General features: G+C 43.9%; 24 protein-coding genes. 12 read left to right on the forward strand and 12 right to left on the reverse strand.

The window, feature by feature from the left end:
- The first annotated feature begins 138 nt into the window (after positions 1-138).
- From DP120_RS08670 to DP120_RS08685, 4 genes are all read left to right on the forward strand, one after another.
- Entirely contained in the window at positions 139-768 is a 630-nt protein-coding gene (locus DP120_RS08670; RefSeq protein WP_112223227.1) for a hypothetical protein, read from the forward strand.
- 227 nt (positions 769-995) lie between these two features.
- The gene (locus DP120_RS08675; RefSeq protein ID WP_112223228.1) at positions 996-1,595 is read left to right on the forward strand and encodes a DsbA family oxidoreductase; all 600 of its coding nucleotides are present in this window, start codon (positions 996-998) and stop codon (positions 1,593-1,595) included.
- A 1,080-nt stretch (positions 1,596-2,675) separates the two neighbouring features.
- A complete protein-coding gene (locus DP120_RS08680) occupies positions 2,676-3,263 on the forward strand; it encodes an LPXTG cell wall anchor domain-containing protein (RefSeq protein WP_112223229.1) in 588 nt (195 codons plus the stop codon).
- Between the two features lie 19 nt (positions 3,264-3,282).
- A complete protein-coding gene (locus DP120_RS08685; protein ID WP_165843750.1) occupies positions 3,283-3,912 on the forward strand; it encodes a class D sortase in 630 nt (209 codons plus the stop codon).
- A gap of 170 nt (positions 3,913-4,082) precedes the next feature.
- On the opposite strand, the gene DP120_RS08690 is transcribed toward DP120_RS08685, so the two are convergent.
- From DP120_RS08690 to DP120_RS08720, 6 genes are all read right to left on the reverse strand, one after another.
- Complete coding sequence (locus tag DP120_RS08690; protein WP_112223231.1) at positions 4,083-5,072, reverse strand: ABC transporter substrate-binding protein; 990 nt, start codon at positions 5,070-5,072, stop codon at positions 4,083-4,085.
- A gap of 121 nt (positions 5,073-5,193) precedes the next feature.
- A complete protein-coding gene (locus DP120_RS08695; RefSeq protein WP_112223232.1) occupies positions 5,194-5,949 on the reverse strand; it encodes an ABC transporter permease in 756 nt (251 codons plus the stop codon).
- The gene (locus DP120_RS08700; protein ID WP_112223233.1) at positions 5,933-6,721 is read right to left on the reverse strand and encodes an ABC transporter ATP-binding protein; all 789 of its coding nucleotides are present in this window, start codon (positions 6,719-6,721) and stop codon (positions 5,933-5,935) included. The genes DP120_RS08695 and DP120_RS08700 overlap by 17 nt, the downstream gene beginning before the upstream one ends.
- Positions 6,722-7,095: 374 nt before the next feature.
- Positions 7,096-8,676: a D-alanyl-D-alanine carboxypeptidase family protein gene (locus DP120_RS18425; RefSeq protein ID WP_165843751.1), complete on the reverse strand. Its 1,581-nt coding sequence runs from the start codon at positions 8,674-8,676 to the stop codon at positions 7,096-7,098.
- Between the two features lie 232 nt (positions 8,677-8,908).
- Positions 8,909-9,934, reverse strand: a complete 1,026-nt coding sequence (locus tag DP120_RS18610; protein ID WP_205854519.1) for a hypothetical protein — start codon at positions 9,932-9,934, stop codon at positions 8,909-8,911.
- A gap of 161 nt (positions 9,935-10,095) precedes the next feature.
- Complete coding sequence (locus tag DP120_RS08720) at positions 10,096-12,093, reverse strand: acyltransferase family protein (protein WP_112223235.1); 1,998 nt, start codon at positions 12,091-12,093, stop codon at positions 10,096-10,098.
- Between the two features lie 468 nt (positions 12,094-12,561).
- Here DP120_RS08720 and DP120_RS08725 point away from each other — a divergent pair, with 468 nt between their 5' ends.
- The gene (locus DP120_RS08725) at positions 12,562-13,917 is read left to right on the forward strand and encodes an N-acetylmuramoyl-L-alanine amidase (RefSeq protein ID WP_240611995.1); all 1,356 of its coding nucleotides are present in this window, start codon (positions 12,562-12,564) and stop codon (positions 13,915-13,917) included.
- Between the two features lie 178 nt (positions 13,918-14,095).
- On the opposite strand, the gene DP120_RS08730 is transcribed toward DP120_RS08725, so the two are convergent.
- A complete protein-coding gene (locus DP120_RS08730) occupies positions 14,096-14,386 on the reverse strand; it encodes a YrhK family protein (protein ID WP_112223237.1) in 291 nt (96 codons plus the stop codon).
- A 151-nt stretch (positions 14,387-14,537) separates the two neighbouring features.
- Between DP120_RS08730 and DP120_RS18430 the strand changes: the two genes are divergently transcribed.
- On the forward strand, positions 14,538-14,708 hold the full coding sequence (locus tag DP120_RS18430) for a hypothetical protein (RefSeq protein WP_165843752.1): 171 nt from the start codon (positions 14,538-14,540) through the stop codon (positions 14,706-14,708).
- A gap of 240 nt (positions 14,709-14,948) precedes the next feature.
- On the opposite strand, the gene DP120_RS08735 is transcribed toward DP120_RS18430, so the two are convergent.
- Positions 14,949-15,548: a competence protein ComK gene (locus DP120_RS08735; protein WP_165843753.1), complete on the reverse strand. Its 600-nt coding sequence runs from the start codon at positions 15,546-15,548 to the stop codon at positions 14,949-14,951.
- Between the two features lie 1,078 nt (positions 15,549-16,626).
- Here DP120_RS08735 and DP120_RS18435 point away from each other — a divergent pair.
- Entirely contained in the window at positions 16,627-16,803 is a 177-nt protein-coding gene (locus DP120_RS18435; RefSeq protein ID WP_165843754.1) for a hypothetical protein, read from the forward strand.
- A gap of 153 nt (positions 16,804-16,956) precedes the next feature.
- Here DP120_RS18435 and DP120_RS08740 read toward each other — a convergent pair whose 3' ends face one another.
- Positions 16,957-17,610 (reverse strand): hypothetical protein, encoded by a 654-nt coding sequence (locus DP120_RS08740; RefSeq protein WP_112223239.1) that lies wholly within the window; start codon positions 17,608-17,610, stop codon positions 16,957-16,959.
- Positions 17,611-18,218: 608 nt separating this feature from the next.
- Here DP120_RS08740 and DP120_RS08745 point away from each other — a divergent pair.
- Together DP120_RS08745 and DP120_RS08750 are read left to right on the forward strand one after the other, a co-directional pair.
- Entirely contained in the window at positions 18,219-19,586 is a 1,368-nt protein-coding gene (locus DP120_RS08745; RefSeq protein ID WP_112223240.1) for a hypothetical protein, read from the forward strand.
- A 27-nt stretch (positions 19,587-19,613) separates the two neighbouring features.
- Complete coding sequence (locus DP120_RS08750) at positions 19,614-19,871, forward strand: hypothetical protein (RefSeq protein ID WP_112223241.1); 258 nt, start codon at positions 19,614-19,616, stop codon at positions 19,869-19,871.
- A 265-nt stretch (positions 19,872-20,136) separates the two neighbouring features.
- Here the strand turns inward: DP120_RS08750 and DP120_RS08755 are convergent, their stop codons facing one another.
- Entirely contained in the window at positions 20,137-20,610 is a 474-nt protein-coding gene (locus tag DP120_RS08755; RefSeq protein WP_133257381.1) for a ParB N-terminal domain-containing protein, read from the reverse strand.
- Between the two features lie 57 nt (positions 20,611-20,667).
- Between DP120_RS08755 and DP120_RS18440 the strand changes: the two genes are divergently transcribed.
- The 3 genes from DP120_RS18440 to DP120_RS08770 are packed head-to-tail and all read left to right on the forward strand — an operon-like array spanning position 20,668 to position 22,439.
- Positions 20,668-20,961 (forward strand): hypothetical protein, encoded by a 294-nt coding sequence (locus DP120_RS18440; RefSeq protein ID WP_165843755.1) that lies wholly within the window; start codon positions 20,668-20,670, stop codon positions 20,959-20,961.
- Complete coding sequence (locus tag DP120_RS08765) at positions 20,961-21,827, forward strand: ATP-binding protein (protein WP_240612001.1); 867 nt, start codon at positions 20,961-20,963, stop codon at positions 21,825-21,827. Before DP120_RS18440 ends, DP120_RS08765 begins: the two co-directional genes overlap by 1 nt.
- Positions 21,828-22,439, forward strand: a complete 612-nt coding sequence (locus DP120_RS08770; RefSeq protein WP_240611996.1) for a transposase — start codon at positions 21,828-21,830, stop codon at positions 22,437-22,439. It begins immediately after the preceding gene.
- Between the two features lie 68 nt (positions 22,440-22,507).
- On the opposite strand, the gene DP120_RS08775 is transcribed toward DP120_RS08770, so the two are convergent.
- Positions 22,508-23,365, reverse strand: a complete 858-nt coding sequence (locus tag DP120_RS08775) for an IS3 family transposase (RefSeq protein ID WP_112223244.1) — start codon at positions 23,363-23,365, stop codon at positions 22,508-22,510.
- A 5-nt stretch (positions 23,366-23,370) separates the two neighbouring features.
- Complete coding sequence (locus DP120_RS08780) at positions 23,371-23,622, reverse strand: hypothetical protein (RefSeq protein ID WP_205854520.1); 252 nt, start codon at positions 23,620-23,622, stop codon at positions 23,371-23,373.
- Positions 23,623-24,048 lie beyond the last annotated feature (426 nt).

The raw sequence follows: 24,048 nt of genomic DNA on the forward strand, positions 1-24,048 counted from the left end.
TTGAGGTGGCCACCCTATAAATGACTCATTCTCTTGGTAATTAGAATTACCCATCACTGTAATGCTGTTCTTTTTCAATTCTCCCGTTACTATGGTCTTTATTATTGGATAAAAAATCATGTGAAAAGAGGGATATTAATGATCAAAGGCAAAAAATTTACAGTAATCGCGTTATCTTTAATGCTGACAACGGGCTTTGCGTCGAGTGCACTTGCAAACAACGGCAAAGGCGCTGGACTGGCGGAAGCACCTGGCCAAAGCGAAAACTTTTCTAAAGGCATCACTACCCTTGTCGATGTAGCTGAAAAAGTTTCATACGATACGATAGAAGAAACTTTTTCAGAAATCACATCCGTCACAAGTACACCTTTTAGTGAAACTATTGTCGGTGAACCAGTGGTAACCGTGAAGTCCTATGAAGAAAAGCATCCGTCAAAAGATTGGTACAAAATCGTAACTGAAACTACAACTTCAATTCCGACGACAACCAGAGTATGGGAAGATACAACTACTGTTACAACTCATTACTCTTATGAAACGCTAGTAACTATTACAGAAACAACTACCACCACATCCACACACCGTGGCGCTCCCGGCAGCAATGGCAAACATTTGAGTGAAGTAAGTGTCATTGATGTAACGTCCGTTGCCGGAGAAAAAGTATTACTTGGCAGTGAAGATACTGAAGTCGTAACCCCAGGCGAAGTAACTGAGACTACCACCTCTTCAGTAAGCACTAAAACTCTAAAAAGTGACTGGATCAAGTAACTTAAAATTAAACTTTATAATGCACTTTAAGCCCTTGGAAATCCGAATAGGAGTTCCCAAGGGCTCTATCTATGTAATACACTCCCACAATATTTATACTCCCCAACCCTAATCACGTGTAAATCCCACCCATTTCTTATATCCTTTTAATTAACAACATTATTGGAGGGATATATATGACCATGAAGATTGAAATGTGGACTGACTTTGCTTGACCGTTTTGCTATATCGGCAAACGGCGTCTGGAAGACGCTATTCAGAAGATTGACCATCCAATCGAAGTGACGTACAGAAGCTTCGAACTGGATCCGAAAATGAACCGTGAAGTAAAAGAAAATATGTACGAGAAGCTGGCCAGTAAATACGGCATGAGTATTGAACAAGCGAAAGCGAATACGCAAAACATGGTGGAAATGGCGAATGAGGTCGGATTGGACTACCAGATGGATACGCTAATTTTGACGAACACATTCGACGCCCATCGCTTAACTATGTTTGCGAAAGAACATGGCTTGATGACAGAAATGACCGAACGGATTCTTCATGCCTACTTCACTGAATCCAAGCATATCGGGGATCACGAAACCTTGACGGACTTGGCAGCAGAAGTCGGCTTGGACCGTGAAGCGGTCAGCCAGATGCTTGCAAGCGATGACATGGCGGATGCCGTTCGCGCAGATGAGAAGGAAGGCCAGCAGATCGGGGTAAACGGTGTCCCGTTTTATCTGATCAATAAAAAATATGCGTTAACTGGTGCGCAGCCTACTGAACTATTCGTCCAGGCATTGGAACAAGTAATTGCTGAGGAAGAAGAATCTAACGCATAACTAATGAAACAAATTTGCTGAAAGAAGAAAAGCTGTCTCCGAAAGCCTATGGGCTTTTTGGAGACAGCTTCTTTTATATGAAACTGTTGTGAACAAACTGAATTGGGTTCGAAACAGCCGCCCGGTTTTTCATCGCTTTTCGCCTGCGAAAAGCATCCATTATGTCTCTTGAACTTCATATTTGAAGAAATGATCGCCTTAAAGAGGCTGATTTCAGTTTTATACAAAGTTCTTCTCTTATTAACGCCTAAATATCAGGAGATATCGGCATTTAGAAAATTAATCGGGCGTTCAGCGATTTAATCGGGCGCTCAGGAAAATATTCGGGCGTTCAGCGATTTAATCGGGCGTTCAGGAAAATATTCGGGCGTTCAGCGATTTATATCGGCGTTCGCCAATTCTCAGCACATAAAAATAAAATTAAGCGTTTTGCCTTTCTTTTTTAACCGCACATTCTCTCTTTTAAATTTTTTTCTGTTCTTTTTCGCTTTTCGCCTGCGAAAAGCATCCATTTATGTCTCTTGATCTTAACATTTGAAGAACAGTGGTTCCGATATGAGCTAGTATCTGTTTTTTCAGCTGCTATTTTCAGTCCATTGCTGGAATAAAAGCGGATATCCGCGTTCAGCGATTTATATCCGCGCTCAGGAATTTATATCAACGTTCAGCAGATTATATCTACGTTCGCCAATTCTCCCAGCTTAAGAATGAAAATAAGTTTTTAGGCATCCAGTTTTTGAACCGGCATATTCCTTCTGTTTTTTATCACTTCTCGCCTCCGAAAAACTTCCATGCTCCAGCCACCAGCTAAAACTTCCAAAATAAGATAGAACTAACCTCGCACACACCGGGTTAGTTCTTTTCTATGCCGCAACTTCCCTCCCAACTTCCTCTTCCAATTACCGCCTGTAAACACCCACACACCCCGCCACACAGCGATTTCAGCAGGTAAAATGACGCACTTCCTTTATATTCCATAACAATTAAGCTACAAATAAGTTAAAAAAATTGCAAATTCATGTTTATTACACCAAATCTAAGGGATAAAAGTAATGTAACTACTTTTAAGGAGGTTTTATTTTGTTGAAAAAATTAGTTGTGGCAGTACTGGTCCTGGTGACACTTACTGGACTGCAGATCCCTGTATTTGCGGAAAACCATGGCGAACCACCGGTCAAAGAGTTGGAACAGCAGTTTTATGACTTGATTTACATGGACACCGCGGAAAATTACGAAGTGGAGCAATACGATTCCCTGGACCGCTTAGAAGAAGACATGAAGAGCATTATGGTATGGCCATTGGCAGATCATTATTTGGATACTTATTTTGAGGAAAGGGACGGTAATGTATATCTGATTCCTACAGAAGGGCCTATCCGTTTGAACATGGATGAAGATTACACGCTGGAAAAAATCAGCGACGATGAGTACAAGCTGACGCAGCATGGTGAAAATGCTTTAAGAGGAGAATATACACTGACTATCACATACAGCTATGAAGCCGGCAAATGGGTTTTCGGCAATCGCATGGATATCGTATCTTCTTCTGACAACGGCGGAGAGATGCCTGACACTGCGACTTCCCTTCCGAATGCAATTGCTTTCGGTGGTGCACTCATGGCAGCAGGAGCACTCGTGCTGATCTCCCGCAGAAAACGCATTGCTTAATGACTGAGGATGGATGCAGATGAAGAAACTTGGAGTTCTGCTTTTGCTGACCGGATTCATCATGATTGCCTGGAATGGCTACTCTTTCTGGCAACAGACACAGGCAGTTGCCACTTACAGCACAGAAAAAGTTCCGGAGCCATACAAGGATTGGGACAGAACAGCTTACCAGCAAGAATTGCCTATTGCTGAAAAGGACGTGACGGATACTAAAAAGGCCCCGGCCCCAGTACCAGAATACAATACCGGTGACAAAGTCGGGACCTTGAACATCCCCCTTATCGGACAGCAATACGAAGTTTACTGGGGCACTGGCATCGACACCTTAAAGCAAGGTGTCGGCATGTACGACAGCGAGTGGACCGTTACGCCTGACCAATCTGGCCATGTAGTACTCGCGGGACATCGCGACACGGTATTCCGGCAGCTTGGCAAGTTGCAAGAAGGTGATCACCTTTACGTTGACTATGAAGACAAAACGTACGATTACCAGATACGTAAAATATGGATCACCGATGAGGATGACCGTACCGTTATAGTCAATAAAGACAAGCCAACGCTCACGCTGATCACTTGTCACCCATTCGATTTTATCGGTTCTGCCCCCGACCGTTATATTGTGCAGGCAGAACTGGTATCAGCAGAATAAATTGACTGTCCAATAAAAGAACATCCAACCCCGTGAATTCAACTATCACGGGATTGGATGTTCTTTATGTTTTTAATTGTCGGGAACAAGTTGAATGGCGGCTGACACAAGCAGGGCGATTGAAATTAGAAAAGCCGGCAGATTTTCAATTTTGTCGGCTTTTGATGTTATTAATTTAAGAATTGTGTATCCGCAAGAGTTGAGAAATCAGGTTGTTCTTTCAGGAATTTAAGGTCGAAAGAAGAATCACCGAAAGCCTGGATTTCTTCAGGAGCAAGTGCAGTATCGAATATCATGTTTTCCCAAGCACCATCAATCACTGATTTGTCCAGCTTTTGGCCAGTGATTTCATCAATTGCAGTGATTGCTATTTCTTTTGCTTCCTCAGGGTTTTCAGAAATAAAGGCAGTCGCCTCTTTATGCGCGTCCACAATACCTTGGACCATTTCCTTATTTTCTTCAATCAATTTGCCGGAAGTGACCAATACTGAAGCCGGCAATGTTGTACCGAATGATATTTCATCCGCTTCGATAATGACTTTGGCGCCAGTGTTCTGTTCCAGAACGGTTGCCCATGGTTCAGGAGCTACAGCAACATCGACTTTTCCAGTGGCGAACATAGCTTCATATTGAGCCGGTTTGCCGGTTTGGTGAATCATTTCTCCACCGATGCGGTTGGAAGTGATGCCCGCTTCTTTCATGAACGTTTCAAACTGAACATCGTGCGTGCAGCCTACGCGTGGGGTGATGAATGTTTTCCCCGCTATATCTTCGACAGACTCTATACCGCTGCCGTCTCTTGCCATCACTACAGTTCCACCGGAAGCCCCGCCTGCAATCATGGTTACGTCAGCGCCATTCGTGTAATTATTCATCGCTGGACCAGGTCCCACTAATCCTCCATCGATATCACCTGTTTTCAAAGCAGTCATGAAATCCGCTCCGTCAGCAAATGTTACATAATCGACTTTAGTGCCTTCCGGCAAGTTTTTCTCATATAGCCCTTTTTCTTTGGCAACCATTGCCGGTACGTGATCAAGGTTCGGGAAATAGCCTATTGTGATTGTTGAAGCGTCTTCTTTTGAAGCTTCCGACGACCCGCAAGCCGCCAGAATTCCAGTTAAAGCGATAATGGCAATCAATAAAATGATTTTTTTCATTTTGTAATTCCTCCTAAAGGTTTTATATAGTCTTTGACTATGTTAGCTGCTTGCTGGTATCCCGTAAAAAAGTTTTGCTGTCAGGCGCGATTCCGTTAAGTCTTTTCATTTCCAGCTTAAATCAGTTTTCCAAACCCCAACGTCTGAGAACAGATTTTTCGATGCGCTGGAATATCAATTGATCGACCACCGCGCCAACGACTCCAATGATGATCATGACGCCGATGACGAGTGACATATTCCCGAAATCGGATGCATACCGAAGCGTATACCCCAGCCCCGGACCAGCGCTCAGCAGTTCCCCGGCCATCAACGCCCGCCAGGCGAACGCCCAGGCAAGACGCGCGCCAGTCACCAGGTAAGGGACTGAAGCGGGGATAATAACTTTCATGAATAAATCAATGCCGCTCGATCCCATAGTCCGGGCTGCCCGGATATAAAGCGGATTGACGTTTTTGATGCCGGTCCGGACATTTAAAATCATGACGAATGTTCCACCGAGAATAACAACGAATATAATAGCGCCTTCGCCAAGTCCGAACCACATCATCGCAAGAGGCAGCCAAACAATGCTTGGCACACTCTGCAAGGCCAAAACCATCGTGCCGAGTGTGTCATCAGCCGTTTTTGAACGTGCAAGCAAAATACCGATAGCTGTACCGATCAATAGAGAAACCACAAGGCCGATGAGCAGCCGCCGAAAACTTGCCGCCAGATCATAGACCAGCGTAAAGTCGGAAAAGCCCGCGGCTAATGACTCATAGACACTGAGCGGTGACGGCAAAATGGTTTCGTGCCATAATTCAAGACGCGATCCAAGTTCCCAGAAAGCGATAAGCGCTGCAAAGAAGATGATGCGTTTAACTACTGGCTTCATATGCAAGCTCCTCATCGACCACTTTGTCAATTTCTTTCTTCAGCAGTTCCATTATCTCTTCTTCAAGCACTGCCATTTCCGTTTTATGCTCTTCACGTGGGCGGGGTATGTCCACCTTTATATCAGTCAGAACAGTGCCCGGCCGCGTTCCCATGACGATGATGCGGTCTGACAATTTAATCGATTCAGAAATGCTGTGTGTAACAAAGACAATCGTCTTTTTCGTATCTGTCCAGATTTTCTCCAATTGACCATGGAGACGGCTTCTTGTCTGCTCGTCCAACGCGCCAAAAGGTTCGTCCATCAACAAAACAGCCGGGTCCATCGCAAGAGAACGGGCAATCGATACTCGCTGCTGCATACCTCCAGACAATTCATGCGGATAAAGATTGGCATAATTGCTGAGCTGCACCATTGCAAGGAAATGGCGGGCTCTTTCCAACCCTTCTTCTTTGGACATTTCTTTCCGCAACGGGAACATGACGTTTTCACTGACGTTCAGCCACGGAAAAAGAGCGGCTTCCTGAAAAACCATACCTCTGTCCTTGCCGGGTTTTACAACTTTTTTGGAGTCGACGAAGATATCACCGGATGTGGCATCGGTCAGTCCTGCTATCATTGAAAGCAAAGTCGATTTGCCGCACCCTGACGGACCCAAAATTGAGACGAATTCGCCTTTTCGGATAGATAAATTGATGCTCTTCAGCACTGTATTTGGCTTTTGGTCTTGATCCATATATATTTTATTGATTTCCTTTATATCGATAAACATAATAAAACATACCTTTCCTATCGGAATACATGAATAAAGTATAGTGGAATGATAAGGATTGTCAAGTTCAATATCTTTCGCCATAAGCCTTGTATTCAATGGAAATAAAAGTTTCTTGGCAATTCAATTATCGCGAACAGATGGAATTCCATATAATTTTTTCTTCCCCTGAAAGGCCAAGTTTCTGATTCTGCAACTTAAATCGCATCTGATACTGAGGCGCAATTTTACTATGTACGGTGCCATTATGACTCATCACGTCAAGACATAAAAATGCATGAAGGATTCTTTCCATTACTGGAAGAGCAGGATCCTTCATGCATTTTCTTTGTTTTGTATAAAGAGAATTGTACTTAACACAGGGAGCGTTGTTGTTACCTCCCACTAACCCCCAAATACTCCTCGAGCGTCAAACCGCTGTTATAAACATCCGTCGCGGTGTCGACTCCCAGGTAGCGGAAATGCCACGGCTCGTAAATGTAGCCAGTGATGGCTTCTTTTCCTTTAGGGTAACGGACGATAAAACCGTATTTATGCGCATTCTCCGCAAGCCACTTGCCAGCCGGCGTGTCGCCGAACGAGCCGCTCAGCCAATCATCCTGGCTTTCTGTTCCTCCCAGGTCAAAAGCAAGACCCGTCTGATGTTCACTATGTCCAGGGAGCGCTGCAAATCTTTTGGCCTGTTCCTCGCCATGTGTATTTACATATCGATTATACAGTTCCTCCTGATACGAATAGGACCGGTAGGAACTGATGACACTAAGTTCATGACCGGCTTTTTCAGCATCCGCTAGCATACGGTTCAGCGCTGACTGGGCTGTCTGATTGACGCCGGGTGCATAGCTTGGCGGCAGGCCATATTTTTTATTGACGACCAGAATGCCATCTATATAGGTCGGCTCAACGGCCGATCCACTCCCCTGCCCCTGACTGCTGCCAACTTTCACGATTCGCGCTTCACTCTCATTACCCGCCTCATCAATGGCAATAACCTCAAGTTCCGTCCCGCTCGTCTGCCGGGCAATTTCCACCTTGAATTCACCATTGTCATTCACAGTGGTTTCACCTATCTTCTCATTACCCGCAAAAACCCGAATCGCCGCTCCCGGCTCCGCTTTACCGGAAATGGCAGTCGACTCTTCTGTCACCGCATTGACTTCCGGCGCATCTGGCGCAGTCCGGTCCTTGACGGTCACAGTTACCGCTTCACTCTTATTGCCTGCATCGTCCACTGCGTGCAGCGTCAGTTCTTTCCCAGCCTCCAAATTTTCGACCGGAGCGGAGAATTTCCCTTCTTCAGCTTCTGTTTCAGCCAGCTTATCGTCTCCGGCATAGATGAATACCGTTGAGCCGGACTCTGACTGCCCTTCGATTTGATCCTGTCTGTCAGATACTTCAGCCACTTCCGGCGCATTCGGGGCTGTGACATCGCTGACTTCCGCTTTGGTCATGGCGCTTTGGTTCCCTGCCGGGTCGATCGCTGCAATAAAAACAGTAGATCCTGCAGGCGGCGTCTCTACCGGCAAACTGAAATTACCGTCATCGCCCGACATACCTACCGCCAAAAGCTCCTCGTCCGACCAAACTTTCACTTTGCTATTTGCTTCTGCACTTCCTTCTATCATTTCCGTCTGATTATCCACTCCGCCGACAGCCGGTTTTTCCGGAGCCGTCTGATCAATCGTAAATTCTTTAACTGCCGTATTCCCATTGTCGTCCGTCACTTCCAAAGTATAAACCCCGTCTTCTGAAATGGCCGTACCGCTGCTGAACCCGTCACCGTTCAACTCAGCCGTGCCTTCATTGAAAGTCGGGGTAACCGGCTCATTGTATAAATCCTTTTCCACCCCCTGCACTTCCGGCGCTGTGCTGTCTTTTTCCCTTGTCATCATCAGTACTGCAGCGACAAGGATTATAACCAATAAAATCGAGCCTGCTAAAATCTTTTTTATCAAAAAAGCCCTCCTAAATTATCAGAATTAATAAACCATTAAATTATCCAATAATTATAACATATCCATGATTTTAAAAAGATTGCTTTATAGTTTGCTGCTCCCTAACATTCAAATAAACATAGAGAAGCTGCATCCGAAAACCGTCGGGGTTTCTGGATACAGCTTCTTAGAAATGTACATAGCAGCAAGAGTCTGAACCTTAGTTAACTCACTGCCACGATTTTACGACTGGTCAACCCTTCACCAAATCCTCGATTAACGCCTCAGTGGACTCGTAATTTTTGCGTTCTCGCAAGAACAAACGCACCGTGTTCCCTTCCGTCTCCAGGTCGTTCATCACTAGATCTACTTGCATCATCTTGGGCTCGATGCTGTCAAAAAAATTAAAGATGGCGTTCAGGTCTTCCTCGAGATGTGGGTTTTGCCGGCTCAGTTCGCCTGGAGCAAAAGTAACATTCGCCAGTAAATTGATGCAGTCACCTTTATGATTAACCTGATGGCAGCTTACCCAATTATCATCAAATTCGTCATTAAAACTGAAGCGTTCCGTTTCGGCCTCAGCGGCGGCATTACTCCATTTTTCTTCGAACCTTTTGCCGGCCAGCGTGAGGTCGTTACCGATGACGTGTGCTTCCACTTCTTCGACGCTATGGACTTCTTCCATTGTGCGCAGATCCATTGTTACAGAATTCCCTCCGCTTTTACTGTCGATCAGGATTTTTTGGACATCGAGGCCGTGTTTCCGCTGCAGGTCCAGCAGCTCCTTCACCTTTTGAACTTCCGGCCTTTCAATGGTTTCATAGCTGTCCTCTGTTTCCAAGTTCAGCCAGCGGACCGCTTCGCCTGTCTTCATGCTTTTTACGACATGTTCCGCCAGTTCAACTGTGGAAGGCTCCGTAAAGCCGATTGCTTCGATTTCCGGCATCAGTTTTTCCATATTCCCACGAAGTTCGTGAAGTTTCCGGACAGCCTCGTAATCATCACGGTAAATGGTGGAGTAATTCTCGACATCCACCGTGACGGTGAACACCACATCCCTTTGTTCTTCAAACGCCATTTCGTAGCTGTGCCCGTTCACAAAATCGGCATTGGTTTCACGGATAATGACAGCCTCCATATCATATTTCTCTTCTATAAACTCCCGTGCATTCCGGTCTTCAATCTGAGATTCGATAAAATAATCGGCGACCAGCCAAATAACAACTCCTATAATGAGTGCAGCAATGACCCCAGTGGTCAGTAAAATAGTCTTTTTCATCCGGTTTCCCCTTTTTCTTCTTTCTTCTTTTTGAGATTCATTAAAAGGCTGTACTTAAGATTAGAATGTAATCAACTAAAATAAGAAGTTACTGCAGCAAAAGGACATCAAAACAGCCACTCCAGAGAATTTTTGGAATGGCTGTTTTACTTTAGCGTGAGTTACGGATTTTCCAATGCTTCCAAAAGCGGTTTTTCAAAGACTGGCGCAAAACTTTTAGCAAATGTGGCGGTTATATGGTTGTTATCAAAATGTGTGATAATGTTGCCGACTACACTATGGCAATACTCGTCGTCACAGAAATATTCAGCCACTTCGATTGTGGTCGCACTTTCCGGTAAATAATCAACTTGGGACAGCGGACTCGGATCTCTGAATACCTCTTCTTTCTTCTTCTTGCAATTTTCCGGAGCATCTGCGTTTTCACTAAGACAGATTAAATTGTTCTCTTTATACCAAGGCGTATCCTGTACTAAAAACAAAGGGATATCCTGCTTTTCAAAAAATTTCCAGGCCTCGATAAAGCCTTCAGGGACTGTATCAAATTCCTCTTTCATCTCTCCTACATCTCCTACTGTGAAAATAAGATCAGGATTCAGTTCTACAAGTAGGTTTGTCACTTTTTCAAACCACACATCACATTCAGGAAAATCCAAGGAATCTTCAAAGCTGAAACGGCAATTGCCTTTCAGATATGTAACGATTTTAATATTGTGTTCGTCAGCCACTTCTGCAAGCATAGGCTGCCACTGGGCTGAATGGGATCCACCGACCAATGCGACCGTATACTCATAATTCTCCAATGCACCGTATTCACAAATCTTTGGTTCAGTTTTCGCATAGATGCAGCCGTCTCCGTAAATTTCCGACATATCCTTTGGCGCAACTTCGAGACTTGGGAGCATCGGCTCTTCGTATTCATTCACCGTAGTTAAACGGCCATCTATCAAATAGGTGGCTGCTCCAGGGTGGGTGCTGAAACTTTCATTCAGGAGTTCTGAGTTGACTGACGCGCTTTCCAAAGCGATTTCCTGATACGACAAGGTTGAAATCCATATCACAGCAGAAAAAACGGCGATGATGCCTGCAGTCTTCCAGATGGATAGCTGAACTTTGCGAATCGGTGATTCAAATCCATAGATAGTCATATAAGCAAAAACCGCAGCCGTAATGATAATGAGCAATCCATGAAAAACAGATACCGTTTCCATATCAAACACAGCGTAATAGAAAATCAGCAACGGCCAATGCCATAGATAAAATGCATATGAAATACTGCCGAATGCCACTAAAGGTTTCCAGCTAAGCAAACGGAACGCGCTGAAATTCACAGAATAATTTCCGGCCACAATAATCAGAACTGCGGATAATACCGGCCAAAGCGCGGCGTACCCTGGAAAAAGCTCGGAAACTTGCAAGATGATGCCACAGCTGATCAGCCCGATCAGCCCCGTCCAGCCGAACAACCAGGCAAGACGCGTAGAAAGCACTATTTTGTGGATTGTCAATGCCAATACCCCGCCAATTCCAAATTCCCATACACGGGTAAATGTATGATAATAGGCCACTGGCTGATTGACATTCGTCAGATAAACCGAGTAGCCAAACGACACGGCTGCAATGACTGAAATCAAAACAATCAGCACTCGTTTCATATGATTGCCTGAAACCAGCCGCATCACAGTCAGAGCTATAAAGAATAATAAGAGCCAAATCAAATAAAATTGAAACTGAATGCTCAACGCCCAGAAATGTTGGAACGGAGAAGCTGTATTGTTCTGCGCTAAATAATCGACTGAATCGCTCGCAAGCCGCCAGTTCTGAAAATAAAACGCGGAAGCTAAAAACTCATTCAGGTTCTGTTGTTTCATAAAGACCGGAAGGAGATACAGACTGGCGATAAAAGTCGTAATCCCGATCAGCCAGGCAGTCGGCAAAAGCCGTTTCATCAACTTTACGATATAAGAAAAATAAAATATTTTGCCGTTTTTCTGGTACATCGATAACAAAGAAGTCGTAATTAAGAAGCCGGATACAACAAAGAACACGTCTACTCCACCTGAAACCCGGTTAAACCATATATGGTAAACTGCCACTAATAACGCTGCGATTGCCCGTAAGCCTTCTAATTCAGGGCGAATACGTCTTTTTGTTTCCATAAACTCTTGCAACTCCTTAGCAATAATGAATACACAAATTTTATAATATCATATTACCAATTTTTAATTTAATTTTTGTAGATATATCTATTTGTAAATGGTTTTTTCTTTCACTTCATTGAACAAGCTGCGCCGTTGCACATACTTGCACAAAGCTTTTTTCCTCTGCGAATGTTTCAAGTTCTTTTACCGTGACAGTTTGTCCATATCTAACAGTTTTTACAAATAATAAACACTCTTATTATCGCTGTTACTAGGAGATATCAGTATACGATTATTCTATAATACCTTAGTCTCATATCTCTGCACTAAAAAAACGAGTTTGACTTTTAAACCATACAAATTAATTATTTTATAAAAAAATACATAAATTAGCATAAAATCATGATAAAGTTATCATAGTTAGAAAAATAGCATGAACCGAGAGGGGAAAAAGAAAGAAAGATGAATAATTTCATAAGCAAGGTAATGTTGTTTCTCGTCGCTGCTCTGTTAGTGATTTCAAGTATAGGACCAAGCCCCGCTTCAGCTTGGACAGTCTTCAAGGATATAGGCGCAGAAGATGTAGAAATCGATTATCTTTACGACAGAGGGCTCATCCAAGGAATATCCAAATACGAATTTGGACCCAGCCATTTGGTAACTCGCGAACAAGCAGCTACTATGATCGGCCGTGCACTTGGATTAAATGGAACAAAGAGAAACACCAAATTCTCCGATGTGAATCCAACCAGCTACGGCTCAGGATATATTCAGTCAGCTGTTGAAAAGGGATTTATCTCAGGTTACCCTGACGGAAGCTTCAAACCTTCGCAGATTATGACACGCGGGGAAATGGCCCGCTTACTCAGCCGTGCATTCTATTTAACACAAACCAGTTCAGTGTTCTATGCAGATGTTGAAGTCAACAATGCCAGCAACAGCCTTTACACGGCAGTGAATAAAATAACGACAGCCGGCATTTCAACTGGAACAGGCGACGGAAAATACTCACCATTACAGAAATTGACAAGAGAAGAATTTGCAATCTTCCTGGCACGTTCCCTGGACACTAAATTCAAAGTGACTTTCCAAAATGCAACAATTGCTAAATTATATTCAACTACTGATAATTTAAATGCACGTACCGGCCCTTCAACCGGCTATAATGTAATCGGCCAGATCCAAAAAGGCGCTGAAGTTCAAGTATATGGCTATAACGGCAACTGGGCTTACGGAAAATCCGGAACGGTGACCGGCTACTTCAGCCTCAGCTATTTGAGCAAAGTCGTTGCTACACCTTCACGCGTAATGGTGATTGATGCCGGCCACGGCGGCAGCGACCCGGGTGCAGTAGCAAACGGCTTACGTGAAAAAGATGTAAACCTTGATGTTTCACTTCGCGTCGAAAGAATGTTAAAAGCGAAAGGCATCCAAGTCTTGATGGTTCGCAGAACCGACGTATTCTACAGCTTGGATTACCGCGCTGCTTATGGCGTTAAAAATGGAGCTGATGCATTCGTCAGCATTCACGCCAACGCTGCTTCAGCAGGGGTAAGCGGTTCTGAAACATTCTATTCCGCTTCCGTTGCAAACGACAGCAAGCAACTTGCAACATTCATCCAAAACCGCTTGTACAAAGCGATGGAACATACGAACAGAGGCGTAAAAGAATACGATTACCGCGTTATTGAAGCCAACCCGCTTCCAGCCGCTCTTGTTGAATTAGGTTTCCTTACCAACTCCGGAGATGCAGCAAAATTGGCTACTTCCACATACAAAGAACGTGCAGCTTCAGCGGTCGCTGAAGGTATCGAAGACTATTACGAGTGGAAAGAACGATAAAAAAACAACCGATTTCAAGAATGATTTATTCTTGGGATCGGTTGTTTTTTGTTTTGAATTGAACTGACATACCAGTACTTTTTAGAATCGTTTCTTTCTTTGTGAGGCGCATTACTCAAGTTTACCGAGAATGGCTTTTCAACATTCACTCTCACTTTCTTTAACTCGAATCTCTCCTTCAAACACTCGTTTTATCCAAATTCGCCTGCTTCACTTCATGCTCCACCCTGATGTTTTCTTTAATGCTGTAGATCGCGCGGCTGGCTAAGATCAAACTGCCGAAGAGATACAGCATATTGCCATAGAACTCAGCTGCGCCCAGAAAATTGAGCAAGCTGCCGAACACGAAGAATATCCCGACGAGTAAATCATTGATCGTCCTTGTGATTTTGCACTGCTTCGTAAAAATCACCCTCGAGGCTCCTGTTGTAATTTCGAGATAGTCTCCCTTGTCTTTCATGCTCGGCATAATTCATCCTCCTTTATGTCAAAAAACACAAGCTGCATAAGTCCAGTGGCTCCAAGGATTTCAGCACCGAAAGATTGATGTTACCTTCTCCGTACATAACCGATTCTCCTTCTTCTAAATCCCCTTTTACACAAATAAAATAAAAGTAATATTGAAGATAATAAATGCAAAGATTTTCCCTTATATCGGTGTTGCTTCTGGGACGACTCTGTCAATTTTTACAGCATTGGAGAAAATTGATACAGATTATACTGAAGAGAACTTCAGTGCTTTCAATTTCAGCAGAATCACGCATCCGACTTTAATCGACCGCGAGGATTGAGCTGCTAAGATGCTGGAAGGCAGATGAAGACTCAAAGTTACTCCTGGAGTTTCACAGCATGATTATTCGTCTTCATAGTTTCAACCTTGGAATCATTCATACTCCACTCTTTGCAATAATAAAACATCCCATCCCGGGAATGAGAAATTTCCAGAATGGGATGTTTTTATATTCAATTGTCGACTGGCTCAAAACTGTATGGAATTCTGTCTTTCTCAGGAACTCGGATCATCTGGACAATTACAGGCTTTCTGCAAATTCCTGTTCTTCTGATTGCCCGCCCTCATAATTCAGCCGGTCTACATTCTTAAACAAATGATAGACCGTCCCCGCCTCCATCGCCTTCCCCTCAAACTGCTGCGTCTGCGCTTGCATCTTATAGCGCAGCTCATACGCCCTTTGCATTTTCTTATCAAAAGTTTGTTTGCTTACATCGATGGTGATGGTACTTTCATTGCTCAGCTCAACTTGCGTATGGCTGGTTCCGGCCTTTTTGTAATTCTTCACATGGCGAAGCGACAGCCATACACAGTCCGGACGAAACGGTGACCGGCACGGGAACAGGATGATATCCTGCTCGCGGTCCAGAATCAGGGGATTCATATTCTTTTTCTCAAGGATTGCCTGAGCACCATCCATCGCTCCCCGCATACTGGATCCGCGGTAGCGAAGGTTTGTATCGATCAAGTCAAGAGGGCTTAAACCGGCATTCGTCACACCGTTCTTCTTGCCCAATAAAGAAGTCAGTACCCCATTCTCATCGTAGTTCGGCACGACCATGATCGTTTCCGAACTGATTGCATATTCCTGTTTCATCTTAATAATCTCTTTTTTCTTCATCTCCATAACCCCCTTTTTGAAATTAGCACTTAAACTTCTGCCAAAAAAGGAGTATACTAACAGATAGTTGGTATACTCCAGCTGCTGCCTCCGGGTGATGTCCCCACGACTATCACACCCGGGGGTTTTTCTTTTGCACTGTTTTCTTCCTCACATCCTACTCACCTCCTTTGTGTTTATACGCTTGCAGATTGCCATTAGTTAATATGACCCATTTTAAACTAAAATGAAGATAATGTTTTCCTAATGCATTCCCCAAACTTCCGAGCACCGTTTATGGCCCCTTCTTAGCTTGATAAAATAAATATTGTGATCTGCACTCCCTTGATCTAGGCTCTGGAGATATTTATCTTCAGCTATTCGTTACCCACTCAGCTTCCTCTCATGTTCTTCCTCTACGTCCTTACTTTGTTAATTATATAGGTACATATCCTTAAATGTCTAACTATTTTAAATTATTTATCACCTTAAATTTTATCTTTATGTTTCCTTATCTCGACTCCCCTCAAACCTTTACTTTCGCTCGAATAATCTCTATAATTTCTTTTTTAATTTTATTTTCTGCCATTTCCGTTAAATATAAAAAAGCTACATCCCAAATCCATTGGGTTTCTGGATACAGCCTCTTTAGCATGAAATTGTCTTTGATAAATTGAATTGCGCTGATACAGTGGCACGATCTATCTTTTTACAATCGGTATATAAATATCAAAATGCGGATTATCCGGATCTTGATCGGCTGGATAATATACATCTTTAATCGACATTTATGGACCATGGTAATCTACATCGACTTCTCTAAATACGGTATAGTCGTACCCTCCCATTTCAATCCTACTGCCCGAAAGGCTGGCAGCGTAACAATTTTGCAGCTCCCTTTATTTCCTTCCTTATTCAAACTTGAACTTCACTTAAATAAATTCAACAAAAAAAGGAAATAGATCCTTCTTGGATAAACACATCCATTAGCATAACAACATATATTCATACTCGATTTTAAGGCATCGCTGGACTGTTTAGCCGACGACCGAAAAGGGAAATAAAATACTATACTCTTCAAGCGAAAGGAGCTGCTGGAATGAGGGATAAGAAAAAGCTGGATGAAGACATGACCGGAGATGAAATGGATGTCAACGCGGCTCAGCAAATAGCAGCAGGCGCAAAACAGGCTTTTTATAAAGAAGATTACAAACCGAAAGATGATGATGAGAAAGATCGGGAACTTCGTAAAAGCGAAGAGGAAGACGCAGAATAGAAGAGAAAAACACCCGCTCCCAAGATTCCTTTATTCTAGATAAATATAAAGAAGCTGCCACTGAAAACCTTGATGGTTTCGGGAGGCAGCTTTTTTGGGATGCAATTGGCGTGAATATACTTAATCCTGCCTGACACAGGGGCGTGATTTTTATTATGTAGATTCTTGAAGGACACTGTGGTCATTCGGTTTTCGTCGGTACTTTTTACCGATTGCGTTTCCAATCAACGCAAACAATAATACACCGAACAACACGACACTAGTTTCTATTAGACCAAAATTTCTATAAGAGATCAGCGTGTTATCCACCCAGCGATACGCGATCACTGCCCCGTAAGAAATGAGAAATCCGCCTGCAGCGCCGGCAACAGTTCCTGCCAGACTGAACCATTTTGTATCATGCTTAATGAAAAACAGGCCCACCAGCATAAAGATGAAAGCGCTCATATCGAGATAGTCATAAATCCATGGATTGTCTCCATCTACCATTTGAGTCCACGCAGCGAGGAGCTGGACCAATCGGGTGAGCCAGAATCCGAATCCCAGACCAAGCAGCAAACCAAGCATGTTCAGCCGCTTGTAAAAAATTATGAAGATGATAAATAATATTGGAATCGCCAGCAATGCACCGTAACCCGCAAATATGAGAACTAAAAAACCATCCCCGAATTCTCCAGGTTCCGATGGAGGAAGCTGCGCAATTTCATTACCATAAAAGGCGTAAGCTCCTAGAGTTGCTAAAAAAATGCTGATTCCTGCCAGTCCGGCAGCTATTGCTGAAATCAAAATACGAATAAGCCAAGCCATTGTCATCCCCCTGTTTTCCTTAAAGTCACTTCATCATTTCCCTTACTATTACATATAAGTATTATAGTGGCAAGCAAGGATCAGCTTAGACTTTTCTTAATCATCATCACCTGGAAAGCAAAAAACATTTGTTGTAAGTGTATAAGTAAAAACGGAAGACCATTTCTTAATAGTAGAAAGTCATTAAAATTCATTCCAGTAAATATTCTTCCTCTTACTTTATCACCTTGCCGCCCATAATTGATCCGAACCGCTTCCTTAAATAAATGATAAGAGTCCGACATAGAAATACATTTTTTCAAATAGGAGGAAGATATGGAGCCGTCAAAGGTATAGGAAGGCCGCTTCTTATCTTTTTCCCAGCAGTTCTTAGATTGTTCCTGTGTCCGAAACAATTATGCCCATTTACTTTTCTGTATAAAAATTAGGTATAAAGTTACAATCGATTTGTTATTCCAATGACTAATGTCATTGAAAATAGGCTGTTATACTGGATAAATTTAGTGAATTGGTTCCTATCTGATGGTATAATATTTAAGGGAATAAAGCTTATTAGACCCAAAAAAGATAGAGAATGCGGTTTATAATTGCAAGGGGGAAGTCATTTAATGACTATGCTGCGTGAAACATCTTCAAGTTCTACTATATATAAGAGTGAAGGAGGTCGTACATACAAATCAGAATTCGAAAATTACGGCAGAGGTTTAAGAGTAAAGTATCATCGCATTGAACAAGGTTTATCTCTAAAAGAACTTGCTGCAGGAAACCTTTCACAAGAAAATTTACGATTGGCTGAAATGGAGCAATTTCCGTTAGAGGATAAAGTTTATAAAAAGCTCTGTCTTCGCCTCGGAATTCCTTTGGATCCTTTTGTACTGCCTTTAGTGGAAACGGGTATTTTAGAGTTGAAGTCATTGCTGACGCACATTAAGAGCCGCTCTAAAATGATTGAAGCATTCGATAATGTTCAAAATCAAAAAAAAGATCATTTGAAGGAAATTTACCGCATTGAGTTATTGATACATACAATCCGATACTACGTCGTTACTGGTGATGTAAGTGCCGCTTTGGAAACATATGAAAAGGCTTGTAAGTTTAAAGATCTGATGAATAGTCAACAGTTGTTCTTCCTAAATAAATACAGGGGAAACATTTGTTACTCGGAAGGCAATTACCTCGAGGCACTGAATATTTACAAAAGCTGTTTGACATCCGCTCCTTTAGATTTGCCTTCACCTGAAATGGCTGACCTGCTTTATACGTTGGGCATCACATCCGGTCACCTTGTAGAACCACTTGATGCAGTAAGTTATGCGGGAAAAGCTCTTGAATTGTATCAGGATATGTTCTACCCAAAGAGAATAGCAGAATGTCACATTTGTATTGGTTTAGCGGAACATAAAACACGTAATTTTAAAAATGGATTTAATCATATGCAGAAAGCCGCAATGGTAGTTGAAGAGGTTCACTTGCCAGAACTGGAGTTTCTAATCGAGTACAACTTGGGTTATTTTTACTTTCAATTCCAAGATTTTGAATCGACGATCCGTCATGTGGAAAAGTGTTTGAAAACGAGCGAATCGGGCAGCATAATTAACGAAATCCGTTGCTATACAAGCTTGATCAAAGCCAACTTCGAGTTGGGCAGGAAAGACAAAGCCTTGGAATGGTGCGAAGTAGGTACGCAGACTACGTTTGAAATGGAAGAAAGCACTTTATCCAATAAAGTCGTCGCCGATGTATTCAATCAATTCCATTTAATGAAGTCTTTGATTTACGAGAACCATGAGCGCTTTGAATATCTTGCGGAGATGGAAATCCTTCCTCTTTTTGCTTCCAATGGATATGATACGGAATACGCATACTATTGCACACTGGTCGCTAACTATTATCGCGAGGTTGGACAAAAGGAAAAAGCAATGGAGCTATACCGGAAATCCGGGGATATTTATAGAAAAGTAATTTCTATCAGTTAAATAAAATAAAATGGGGGTAACATCATAATGATAAAAAAAGTCGGGTTAACTTTAGCAGTATTCACATTCGGATTGGTCGGCGTTCTAACAGTCGACGGAGATACTTCTTACGAAACTAATAATTCAATTTCAAAAGAAAGCGTGAATGCCATAGCAGCCGAAACAGCTGTTATTCATCCAAGTCCTTGGTCCATCAATTCACAAGTGGCTGTTATTCATCCAAATCCTTGGTCCATCAAATCACAAGTGGCTGTTATTCATCCAAATCCTTGGTCAAAAGCATAATAAAATAAGGTTAAAGATACACCCGGGAATCCGATCGATTCCCGGGTTTTATGTTTTTGAGTTCGGGGTGACAGTCACCGGCACACTCGGTGTCAGACGCATTTATGTCTATTTACTTTTCTGGATAAATAAAGAGAAGCTGTCTCCGAAAACCTTTGGGGGTTTCTGGAGGCAGCTTCTTTGGGATGCAATTATCGTGAACAGACTGATTCGTCTTTGACACAGGGACACATTTTTATTCAATTCTATCCTATCAGCGATTCACTTAAACTCCCACTTCCCCGACAACGCCCCATCGCCCGTTGTCTTTCCTGAAATCCTTTAGCTTACCATTCCAATACTCCACATACCTCTTGTCCATGTCTTCGGAAGTGAAGAATTGCCGGTGCTGTTCCTGTGTCAGGTAGTAGGCCGGCAACTCAGCCACCCCCATCCGCCTCGCTTTTGCCACACGGTGGTTGCCGTCGATCAAGCGGAAAAATTCCGGACGCATGCGGACCATGATGATCGGCTTCATCAAATCAGCCTGTGGCAAAAAATCTTCATCCAATTTCGCTGAATCAGCTCCTGGACCAGGTGGCCCGACTTGCACCTTGGATAGCTCGACCTGGTCTCCATTCTCTTTGATCCACGCAGTTGCTTTGGTGATATGCCAATTGAATGGGAAGCCACCGAGCATTTCATCTCCTAGGACTGGCAGGCAGGGAATAAAATCAGGGTTCACTTTCATTTTTTTCATAAAAAGCACCTCGCTTTTCAACTTCAATACTTTTAGAATAGCATATCTCAGAAATGTGTGGACAATCACTATGCTGTTCAATGCCTCACATATAAGCACATTTACATTCCACCCATTGAAATCTCCCTTTTTGCCCAAGCAGCGGATATCGAGTTGATCTGCATGCCGGACATGTCCTCATTGCTCGCCCACCTCAAGGGCCAGCCTTCCCTTTTTGACAGTGAAATCACCCTGCTCCAAACGGAAACGGTTTACGAAGATACTGAAAAAACACCGCATATCTGCTTTTCGGCAATACGCGGACACACGGATGCCAAACGGGCACTGCGGCTGGCGGCCATCATGTGCTGATGAGCGGTCCGCCCGGCTGCGGCAAAAGTCTGTTCGCGAAAGCGTTCCACACGATTCTGCCGGATCTGACACATGATGAGGTGCTGGAAGTCTACAGCATCTACCAGCTGGCGAAACAGGCGCGCAGCTTGTCGGACCGTCCGCCGTTCCGGTCGCCGCATCATTCTTTTTCGGAAGGTGCGATTGTCGGCGGCGGGCGTTACCCGAAACCCGGAGAGATGTCGCTTGCCCACCGGGGTGTTTTATTCCTTGATGAATTGGGGCATTTTCCGCGGCGCGTCATCGATACTTTAAGGCAGCCGCTCGAATCAGGATTTGCGGTCGTCAACCGGGTCGAAGGATCGGACCGATTTCCTGCGAGCATCAATCTGATCGCTGCAACCAACCCTTGTCCTTGCGGCTATTACGGAGCGCGGGAGAAATATTGCGTCTGCAGTGACAAAATCCGTTTGAAGTATATGCAGAAAATCACCGGACCGATCATCGACCGCATCGACTTTGTGCTGGCTTTGAAGAGCCAGAGCGTGTTCGAACAAGGGACTTCGGCGACGTCCGAAGAATTGCGGGAGAGGGTGGCGGCTGCACGTAACCGGCAGCGGCTCCGCTACGGCGCAAACTATACGAATGCCATTGTGCCGGTCAAGATGTTCGAGGAAACCGTGTCATTCAGCCCCGAACAGCTGGCGCGGATCGAAGCGGCCAGTTTCGAAGAGAACCTGAGCAGCCGGTCGACGTTGAAAATTTTGCGGCTGGCAAGGACGATTGCCGATGTGCGAAATGAAGATGCCGTGTCGGACGCTGCGGTGGATGAAGCGCTGAAGTGGAAAATTTCCGCTTCGGTTGCGCAGAATTCATTGATGCGGTGAATGATCATGACGAGACGGCGTGAATTTAATCCAAGTTCCTATTATCACGTCATCCTGCGCGGCAATAACCGGCAGCCGATTTTTCGCACGAAAGAGGATATGCATGAGCTGAAGCGCGTCTTTTTGCATGTCCATGTAGATTATCCGTTCACTATTCTGGCGTGGTGTTTTATGACGAACCATTACCATATCCTGATCAAGCCGTTGCAGGACCCGCTCCACAAAATCATGAGTCTGGTCAACAGGCGCTATAGTATGTCCTATGCGAAGCGTTACAACCACATTGGCCGCATATATCAGAAGCGTTATTTTGCGACGGAAGTCGATTCCCGGCTCGGTCTTCTCACCGTCAGCAGCTATATCCATCGCAATCCGATCCAGACAAAGAAGCCGATGGTCGAGCGGCTGGAGCAGTATCCATACAGTTCGTTCCCGCTTTATTGGGACGATACGCTGGCCGCTCCGGCTTTCTTGGACCGGGAGTTGCTGCGGGAATTATTGCCGGAACCGTTTGAGAAGAACAACACGGCGTATTGCATGTATTGCCTGACGTATGCGCAGAATGCGGAAGAAGACAAGCATGTGGAGGATATGGAGCCGCCGGTGATGTAGGCGGGCGGCTTCCAGAAGTTCCCAGATTGTCCCTGTAGTCTAGCCCCCTAAAAGTAGAGACGGTAAAATCAAGAGATTTTATTATCCAAAAACGCTTGGTAATACATCTGTGGCGACAGGTAGCTCAAACGTTTTTGTCCTCTTTTTGTATTGTAGTATGTAATAAATTTATGCAAATCTGCTTCGACTTCTTTTTTGGAAGTCAGCTGAGAATGAAACGGAAACTCAGTCTTCAAGTGCGAGAAAAAGCTTTCAATAACGGCATTGTCCCAACAGTTGGCCTTCCGTGACATACTCGGCTGAAACTTCAGCTCCAGAGACAGCTTTCGATAAGCCGTTGAGGCAAAGACGGTGCCACGGCCAGTGTGGTTCAAAAGACCATCCAATGTGGTCATCTGACGATTTGCCATCGCCGCCTGTACCGTTTCTTGTACCAGCAGGGCATTCGGACGGTCGCTTAGGCAAAATGCCACTACTTGACGGTCGAACAGATCGAGGATTGCGCAGCCATAGAACTTTTGATTGAAATAAGCAAATTCGGTAAGATCCGCCACCCATTTCCGGTTTGGAAGAAGTGAATCGAAATCCCTTTCCAAACGGTTCGGATAGACTTTCTTTATCTCTTTCAGCATGGTAAATTCCGGAGACTTCTTCATTCGGATTCTGGATTTCAGATTCATCTCATCTAACAGCCGAGCGACACGCTTGTGATTGATCACATAGTGAAACTGACTCTTCAACGTACCTGCAATAGCCTTGGCTCCAATCGCTCCTCTAGACCGAAGATAGACTTTCCAAATCATTTGGCAATCTTTCTGGTCACGCAGATTCGGTTCCTTTTTTGGCCGATTCGTATACGCAAAGTACCCAGATTTAGAGACACCAAAAGCTCGACAGAGGCTCCTGACGGAATACTCGCCTTTCATGTTCCTTATCGCTTTGAAGCATTTCCCTTTCCGTTCACCCCTAGAGAGGCCTGGAACTTTTTTAGGATTTCAATGTCCTCTTGCCCCTCGTAGTATTTCTTTTCAATTACCCGGAGCCGTTCGAGTTCCTCTTTCCCTTCCTCTTTCAAGTTGCTATCCCTTTTGGGATGCAGCCCTTCGGTACCTTCAATTTGGTAGCGACGCAGCCAATTGTTCATGGTACCCATTGAGATTTGCATTTCGATGACAACGTCCACCCGTTGGCGATTTTGATACATCACCTGTTTTACGGCTTACAGCTTCTCTTCCACGGTATGATGCGCTTTACGCTTTTTCGTTTTCCCGTTTTCCAACTGCCCCACCATAGTTTTATACAAAAAATCCTACACTATACCTCTACTTTAAGGGAGTTAACCATTGTGTCCGGCTCAATTATGACTATTTACGATCCTGAATAAAATTGGGAAAGCTGTATTTGAAAACCGATGGGATTGATGCAGACGGCTTCTTTTGAATTCAATTGTCGTGATTAAACTGAGTTGTGTCTGACACAGGGGCACGATTTATTATTGTCGTAAGTAAACTGAGTCGTGTTTAATATAGGGGTGTCACTGCCGGTGATAAAATACCCAATAACGCCGTTTTAAAATTCCCCATTTATCAAGGATAATCGACATATACCA

Source organism: Planococcus halotolerans (genome assembly GCF_003289955.1).
Taxonomy (GTDB): domain Bacteria; phylum Bacillota; class Bacilli; order Bacillales_A; family Planococcaceae; genus Planococcus; species Planococcus halotolerans.